Consider the following 8820-nt stretch of genomic DNA (forward strand, 5'->3'; position numbering starts at 1 on the left):
TTTCCGAATTACGTCCGCTTGCGCTCCGAGCCGATATCCTCGAGGCGCGTCTTGATCTGCGCCGGATCCACCGGCTTGCTGAACACGCAGATCGCGCCAAGCTTCATCGCCTGCTCGCGGGTTGCTTCGGATGGAAAAGCCGTGATGAAGATCACGGGCGGAGCGGGCCCGCGCTCAAGAAGCGCTTCATACATCTCCAGCCCGGTGATGCCCTTCATCTGGACGTCCGAAATGATACACGCGACGTCCATTATCAAGTCGGCGTCAAGGAACTCCTCGCCGGACTCGTAGACCCTGACCTCCCAGCCCAGCGAGCGAACGAGGCTTCGCGTGGCCCTGCGGATGGACCGGTCATCATCGACGATGGAAACAATACCTTGGTTCGGCATACGAGCGGGTCCTTGACCTTCAATTCAGTAAAAATATCGAGAACGCGAGCATTTGAGGTCGGGCGCTCGACCGAATCGTATGCCGCCGGCAACCGGCGCGCAAACTATACTTCGGTTTAGGTACGGGCACGGCAGCGCGCTGCGGCGCTGCATGCAAGGACTATGCGATCGGCGCAGTCGCCACCAGTTGCTGCGCTACCTTCGGCAGGAACGGAGGCTCGTTGCGGCCACTGCCGAGCGTCCAGTACGGTGCCGCGTCGCGGCCACCAGCGCCGTCGATCGCGGGAGCGCTGTCGAAGCTCGCAATCTCGAGATCGCGAAGCTGGGCCTGAATCCAGTCGATGAACGCCCGTATCGACATGGGCACCTGGCGCCGGTCTGGATACAGAACGGAAATCGGCAGGGGCGGCGGACCGTACTCGTCGAGGATGCTGACGAGTCGTCCCTTGGCGATTTCTTCGGCGACCATGCGCGCACTCACCTGCGCGATGCCGACGCCCTCCACCGCATAGCGAACGGCCGAACGGACGTCATTGACGGAGATGCGCTCCGCCAGTTTGAGCCGCGTCTCAGCGCCGTCCACGGTATAGCGGAACTCACGGGCCGGGCCGAAGCGCCTCGGCGTGTAATGAATGACATCGTGGCAATGAAGGCTGTCCGGGTCGGCCGGCGTGCCGCGAATACGCAGATAGTCCGGGCTCGCGACGGTCACCACGTGAAAATTCCCGACGCGTCGGCTGCGCAGCGACGAATCGGCGAGCTGTCCAACAACGACTGCGCAGTCGACGCCGTTGGCGATCAGGCCGTCCGCATCTCCGCCAACGTCCACGCGCAGGCCCACTTCCGGGTAACTTGCGTGAAACGCCGGCACGAACGGCAAGACCGAATGCGCGACCTCCTGGTCGACGTCCACGGCCAGCCGACCGCGCGCGATTTTCCCCGCTCCGCTGAGTTGCTGCTGCATCTGCTCGATCTCGCCGAGAATGCGCTGGCAGTGCTCCTGATACTGCTCGCCCTCCGTGGTCAACCGAACACAGCGGGTCGACCGCTGAAGCAACGTCACGCCGAGATGCTCCTCCAGTCTCCGGACCAGCGTGCTGGCCGACGCCGCACTGATACCGAGCATCTCAGCCGCTGCTGTGAAACTGCCCAGTCGGGCGACGTGACTAAACACTGACATCGCGTGCAGGGTACGGTCCATGCTGTTCTCCGGAAATCGTTGCGGTAGAAGGATTAACCAGAAGTCTAGAGAACAGTCGGCCCAGGCAACATCACCTCGTGGGAGCTTGGTCCTTATACGATGGTGTTAGGAGGTGCACCGCTGGCGCAGCGCGATGAAATCGTGATCCGCTTGGGATTCCCGGGCCAAATCTAGAACAGGTCTTCGCGTTTTTATTCGGACCGGAAAACCGACCGCAGTCGGGCCTGTTGAATGCGCTACGAGATCAGCGCGCTATGCCAATCGTCCGGCGGCTCGGGTTCCGGCGATGCTGCTGCCGCGCCGCGTGGCCGCAGTCACGCGATTTGCGAGAGCCGAGTTTGAGCAGCCGATCGTGCCATGGTGATAAGGTTCCCTATGTCGCTGGCGCATTCATTCGGACGTCACGACCGGCACACGACCGCAAAAGCCGGCTCTGAGACGAAGTGAACGACTCTGAACGACCCGTCTCTGCCATTCGGACGCTACCGCTCAATGTCCGTTTTGCAGCGTCTTCCGCCCCTCGGTGCTTCGCGGTATACGTCGCTAGACGGAAGCAAGCAGTCATTCGGCTCGACGACTCCAACCTGTATTAGTGTCAAAGCTAAAAGGTGTACCAACAGCAGGATACGCGATAGCCGCTGGCTGGTGGAGCCCCCGGCGAACGTGGGGGCGATCGACAACCTTACAACGCCGCCGGCCCCTCCACTGCAACCGTGCTCAGCTGAATCGCCGGACAAGGGAGGGGCGACCGATCGTTTCCCCAACACACTTGCTCGAACACACAAGCCCGACAGCACAGATGAGTCTCGATGCCATCCAGTTGGCAGCGACGATCTCGCACTGCCCGATGATCTCCATGGGCGCAGTGTCGGACCTGGGCGTCTTGCGTGAAGGACTCGGTGGTATATGACATTGGAACCAGATCGGAGGTCACGCCACCATCCTTTGCCGTGCGCCAAAGGTGATAGGTGCATTCAGGGCCTAGCGGTTCATTGAGCTTGTAGAACCACGCCTCGCCCGTGATGATCACAAACTCACTGTCGACTCCCGCCTCGCCGGTGACATCAACGAGGCGCTTCAATTGGGGATCAACACCAGCACGCGCCGCACTAGAGCCCGCTTCGACCGTCACTCGCGCGCGCATCAATGTGTCAGCTGGAGAAGTAGTCAGGCCGGCAAAGGCGACCAGCGACTTTGGCGTCGCTGCGGCCCCTATCACGCTGCGCATTCGCGACTCCAAGGCAGTGCCCTTCACCTGTATGACCTGAAGAAGGTAGCTGATGTCATCGACATCCATCTTCTCCTCAACAGGGGGTGTGTCGTAGTCAACGACTACAAACACTCGACCTCCGGTCTCAATCGCTAGCGCGGGATAGATGGATCGCGTGGGATATGACCGTCTTCTGGCCCCGCTTTTGGTGGTGGCCACAAGTACGGCTCGAAGGTATCCATCTACATGGTCGCTCCGCATCCAGCGAAGTGCATCCGCGACTGGGGTTGTGAGCGGAATGTCGTCCACCAGGCATCGCCGATGAAGCAACAAGTAGATTTGCTCGACTTCGGCCTGTATGTCCTCCATGCTGGAAAAGAAGTGAATGCTGTTTGCGTCCGGCAATCCGTCGGCAACGAAAGTTGCAATGGGATCATCGAAGACCACCAGCCACTTTCCTGTCGTAATGACGACACGGCGAAGGGTGGCCCTGCCGGCAGCGTCAAGAGACTGGACATAGGTTCGAAGGTCCCCGAGGTAGCCTCGCCATCCCGCAGTGACGCGCGACGAACTAGTTGACCCCTTTACGATTGCGATTTCGTTCGCAAGTAGCTTGGCCGTCTCCAATGAACTTAGCGCTGCGCCACTCCTCGGCCGAGGCGCATCGATATCAGCACCCTTGGCTTCCACAATTAGGACTGGTGTACGAACGGCGCTCGCAAATCCGAGATAGTCGAAGTACAGCGGTTCACCTGTAGCCGACGAAGATCGCGCCTCCTCGCGAACCGCCGCCGCGTCATCAGCATCCCAGCCGAAAGCCCTCAGGATTCCATCGACAAGAAAGCGACGTGTCCGTCTCTCCAGGAGATCGCTCGCCTGCGGCGATGTGCCTACTTGGGCGCGCGAAAGTTCCTCGCGAAGAACTTGCTCCTGTCGACTGAATGCGCCAAAGCAGTCAGCGAGCGTCCTTCCCACTCGCTGTATTTCGGCGAGGGTGCTCATCGCAACAGGTCCGGCAGCTCATACAGCAGACGCAGCGCTTCCGGTGCCCCAGCCCTGGAGAACAGTTCAAGAACCTTCACCAACTGTTCTCGTCGGGCGTTGTCGGCAAACACTGATCGGTAGTCGGCCAAGTACATCTGCACCAAGCGGACCAGCGCGGTCTCGGCAAGACTCTCGAACTGATATCCGTCGCCAGCAGCTGGCCCAAGAAGCAACGCCGCGATTCGGTCGAAGACTGCTTCCGGCGCAGCTTCTGCCAGGAACTCATATAACTCGACCAAGTGGTAGACGATCGAGGAGATTCCTGTGTCCCCGATCTTTTGCAGTATGTCGCCATACTCAGCGATGAACTCGGCCTTGCGATGCCGATCGCTCAAGCTGTTAGAGAAATTCGAGTTTCCACGAGTCGCAGAAGAAGCGCCGGAACCGAAGTAAAGCTGATTTGCCGCGTGCTCAAGTTGCTGACCGCTGCGACGGTAGAGTGGCACACCGAGTTCCTTTTGGCCTTCACGAAGCAAAGCCTCCGCCTCGTTCAGACCGGCGATCTCGGCATCTACGATCGCAGCGAGAAGTTCTCGCGATCTGTTCTGAATCTTCGCGGCGCGGTCTGCCTCGATCTTTTCGTCCCATTTCAGGAACAGTGGCGCTCTAAGTTCAGAGATCAGCCGCCCCACGAATCTGTGGCCGACTGCAAGATTGGCGATCCAGCCATCTATCCATTGCTTCGCCGTGGCATGACCTCGGCCTAACCACAAGTGAGCCGCTATGCCCGCAACCGCTTCAGCGAGTTCACTCCGCCCTTCTTCCTTTGCTATCGCATTTGCCTCGGCCGCTCTGATAACCTTGGACACAATCGAAGCACATCGATCCTGTTCCGCGCCGATCATCCTCCCCATCGGCCCACTGACAAAGAACGCAAGTACTTCGGGATGGTCTTCGTGCTCGGCTACGTAATCCATTAGCTCCCACATCGTGGGCCTCGCCACGTCCCAGAGCGTGTTGAGCGCGCAGCTAATCTGGTGGCGAACCGTCGGAACCGGATCGGCGAGCATTCTGCGAAACCTTGCCTCGAAGCTGGCGTCTAGGCCCCTACGGGCCAGAGCCAAGTAACCCTGAGCTGCGTACACGCGAACATCCCAGTTTCCCCAGGCCATCGTTCTCGTGTTTTCACCCGAGACCTCAGGATACGGGCTCTCCGACAACCGATCCAGCAAGGCCAGCAGCTCACCTGTTGGTGGATTTCGTTCCGCTGCTGACTTGTACGCGTCGCTGTCGGCAATTTGCGCAGCGGCGTTGCTGACGTAACCCCAAGCCGCATGGAGGGTCTCTGCCTTCGCCGCGACACCGGACTGCTGATCGATTGCCCTGACAACGCTCTGTATCTGCGCCCATATCGTTGTGACGCCTGCCTGATCGATGCTTTCGCCGCTGGCTTTAAGACACTGCTTCAGTGACCGCACCGATTCCATGACTGTCCCATCCGGGCCAGCGTGTGTGTCAACTCCCTGACTGCGCAACAGAGAGTCAACGATGTCTTCATCGCTGCCCGACCAACCAGTCGATATCGATATGTAGGCAGGGTTACCAGTGAGATCCCCCTGCTCCGCAAGCTCAGCCCGATACGCGGCAAGCTCCGGCACTAGTAAGTTGCTAGGCTCGACCAGCGACAGGAGTCGCTGCGCGCGGTACTCCCATTGCTTTCTTGTGTCGTCATCCGAACTTCGGACCCGCTCAAGAAGCCGCTTCTCAAATGAAACTCGCTGATCCGCAGGCCTCGTGGGCAGAGCAGCGGCGACGTAAGCGATGGCGTCACGCGACAAGCGCCAGCTGAGCAAGACTCCATCGTCTGTGGCGATAGGCCAGAGCTTCTCGTCGGCCACGCCCAGACGTTCAGCGGCAATCCCAAACAGTCGCGCAACGACCGAAGAAGATACCGGCGCGCCAAGAGCAGCGTCCGTGCAGCGGCGGAAGTCATCTCCAGAGCAGGACCGCAGGAAATCCGCTAGTACCCTTAGCGCTCTCCTCTCGGTCCCCTCGTGCTCCTCTGCTTCTCGCCACTCTTCCATCGAGAAACTGTCATCAATGATGGTGATCGCATCTGTGGCGCCTTGCACTGTCACACGCGTCAGTCCATCTCTTCCGCCCCCCTGTTCTTCCGCTGTGAGCCCAATGGCGCAGCTGCTCACCGCGCGAATAGCGTGCTCCGGGGAGGCCTCCAGGAACTTCGGCAACACTTGCTCCAGGTGCCAGCGAGCATGTTCGTAGTCCTGCTTGTGACTTGATCTAAGCGTCAGGATTTTGCTCGGGCTGCCGCCGAGAAAGGTGTCGCCCTCCTGCGGGGACTCTTTGCCAAATAGGCTGGCATAGATTCTTTCCACAAATGCCGGTGCGGCACTCAGCATGTAGCACGCGCCTTCGGCAAGCCAGGGTGCTTCCTGTGATGCGTGCGTGGAGAAATGGGGCTCGGAGATTACGTATTCCAAGAGCCGCTCCGACGCTGCAGGATCGGACTCAAAGGCGCGAGCTACGAATCGGATTGCGTTGCTCGAATATCCCGACAGACTCTCGTCAGACCAGATCGTCGCGAGCATCGCGCGCGCAGCGGCACCGAAGGCAGCAGCGAAGCCTGCGTCATCGAAGTTACCTCTCTCCATCAGAGTCAGCAGAAGGATTCGCACCCCGTCGAGATGCTCCTTAGCGCCGGTCAATGCGGCGCCGCGCGCGGCCTCTGCCCAAGCGAGCATTGCGACGTTCGCATTGGAGTGCGCGAGGAGACTTACTCTCACAAACCTCGACGCTCTTGAAAGCACATGCCCCGCCTGAGCCCGACGACTGCGGTCGCTCATGATGGCCATCAGTGGTTGCACGTCTTCGAGCGTCTGCACGCTGTCGATTACTGTCCGTAGGGCAATGCTGCCCAGCACGGGGTCCATATCGTCGTGAGAAGCCAGGTCTGCGGCCAACTGCCAAGCAGCCTCCTTCCCTGCCATCCCTGTTTCCCACTTGTCCATGATGGCGAACCGAAGGCCTGGACCGAGTAGTAAACCGATCGCCGGCTGCCCGGCAACCTGTGCCGTAAGCGTCGCTGCGTCATCCAAGTCAAGGTAGAAGCGCCCGACAGCGTGGTCAAACAGGACGTGGTGCGCAAAGGAGACGCGGTCCTGCGGTGCCTGCACCAAAACCCCGGTAGCGATGACTTCATCCAGCGCATCGTTCTGGATGCGGTCCTGCCTAACTACCAGGCGCTCTTGCCGGGCCATCTCGCCCACTACCTCCTTCGCCGCGCGTCGCAACCGATGACTGCTGAGCCGCTCGTCCTCGTACCGCGATATCAGCTGGCTCTGACTGGTGACAGCTTGAATCGCCTCAGGTGCCAGGCCTCCAGTGACCAGCTCGGCGGCGAGTGACAGGTTAAAAACGTTTCCCAGCAATTCCCGAATGGATGCGGGCGCCGCGGATAGGAGTCGGCCGAGTGTGGGGTTCGCTTCGCCGATGAAGGTCAGCTCGGAATCGACGAGCCGTGGGATCGAGAAGTGCCGGACGGATTCGAGGCCGGACTCGGCATATTCGCCGTCCGGGGGCGTTCCCTGCATAAGCGCACGCAAGCGCTTCCCATGCCGCAGATCAAATGTGCGGATGGAGGCAACAACGGACCATCGCTCACCGAGCTTGTTGACTACGCCTTCGATCAGTCTTGCAAATACCGCCTCAGATGCACCGCCTCTTGATGCATCCAGCGCGTCGATCACCAAGACAGCCGGTGAAGTTCCGGGCCATGCGCCCAGCACATCGAGAAGGTCGTTCTCGATGTTGAGCGCCCGTCGAAGCGCGGGGGCATCCGTGGTTGCGGCTAGGTCATCCACTGAAAGAAATACCGTTGGCGCTCCGCTGGCAAACAACTCCCTCGCGTAGCGCACCAGCACACCGGTCTTTCCCGCACCGGGCTCACCGATAACCAGCAGGCTTCCGTTGGCGATGGCGTCGCCTAAGGCCTGTAGGCACTGACGTGGAATCTCCGCATCGCCCGCCAGCATGGCATGCCGCTTAAGCCGTTCCAACTCTGCCGCGGTCCATTGCCGAAGCCGTTCGATGTCAGCGTCGTACCCGGGCGACTGTCGGTCTTCGATTCCCGCCTTCCGAACGGAACGAAGCCAGCCATTTCTGTCAGAGGGCGCCCCCTTTCGGATCAGGTCCTGGGCGATGCGCTGGAGTTCCGCCATCGCGGTCTCGCTCGTTACTGCGTCCCCGTAGAGACCACCTTGCAACGTCGCTGCCGCCTCGCGCCAATCCGCGCCTCCTGGTTCGATGTCAAAACGCACCAAGCGGAACATGCCTGCCATGCCTGCCAGTACCGCGTCCGACAGCGGGCCGGCCGACGCATTTGCCCATGAACGCGTGGCATGGTCGCGGAAGATATCGAGCGCGCCGCGTTCACTTTGATTGACCTGTCCGTAGACCTCTGCCCACGTGCCACCAACATCAAACATTCGGCAGGCCCGGTGTAGGTCATCAAGCGACGCTGGCGCACTCGTCGATACGGCCAATACGCCTGTTGCGGCCTCCCGCGTAGCCGACACGGTCCGATACAGACTCGTCAGCTGCTTGATTACGGATGCCAGTGCCGACCCGTCAGCACTAGATAGCGCTAAGTTGGTTTTGCACTGGACACTGACCAGACTTCCATCTGAGAGTTGAACCTCGATGTCATCGAGATTCCGGCCCGTCTCGAACTGAAGTCGCTCTACTACGGCGTCTCTTCTCTGCCCGAACCGAGTACCGATGGGTGTCCGGCTGAGCAGATGAGCAGCAAACCATGCGCTGACACCGGCCTGAAAACTCATTCCAGCCTGGGTGGCGCGCCCCCCGGCGACCGACGATGAAGACGACATCTCTTAGAGGCCAGTTCAAAAAGACCCTCGAGGGGCTGTTAACTTCGCCGGCGACCTGTTAACCTCAAGCATCTGAGCAACGGGATCATGAGGAATGCAAGCGCCGATCGTTGATGACGAATTGTGGAT

4 protein-coding genes are annotated in these 8820 nt (G+C 60.2%); all 4 read right to left on the bottom strand.

Features of this window, described 5'->3' with window-relative positions; genetic code table 11:
* Window positions 1–8 precede the first annotated feature (8 nt).
* Window positions 9–389, bottom strand: a complete 381-nt coding sequence (locus G3N64_RS16970) for a response regulator (RefSeq protein ID WP_205784961.1) — start codon at window positions 387–389, stop codon at window positions 9–11.
* A gap of 160 nt (window positions 390–549) precedes the next feature.
* Window positions 550–1590, bottom strand: a complete 1041-nt coding sequence (locus tag G3N64_RS16975) for a LysR family transcriptional regulator (RefSeq protein WP_205784962.1) — start codon at window positions 1588–1590, stop codon at window positions 550–552.
* A gap of 682 nt (window positions 1591–2272) precedes the next feature.
* On the bottom strand, window positions 2273–3802 hold the full coding sequence (locus G3N64_RS16980; RefSeq protein ID WP_205784963.1) for a hypothetical protein: 1530 nt from the start codon (window positions 3800–3802) through the stop codon (window positions 2273–2275).
* Complete coding sequence (locus tag G3N64_RS16985; RefSeq protein ID WP_205784964.1) at window positions 3799–8643, bottom strand: ATP-binding protein; 4845 nt, start codon at window positions 8641–8643, stop codon at window positions 3799–3801. The genes G3N64_RS16980 and G3N64_RS16985 overlap by 4 nt, the downstream gene beginning before the upstream one ends.
* Between the last annotated feature and the right edge of the window lie 177 nt (window positions 8644–8820).

The organism is Burkholderia sp. Ac-20344 (genome assembly GCF_017104975.1).
Taxonomy (GTDB): Bacteria; Pseudomonadota; Gammaproteobacteria; order Burkholderiales; family Burkholderiaceae; genus Burkholderia.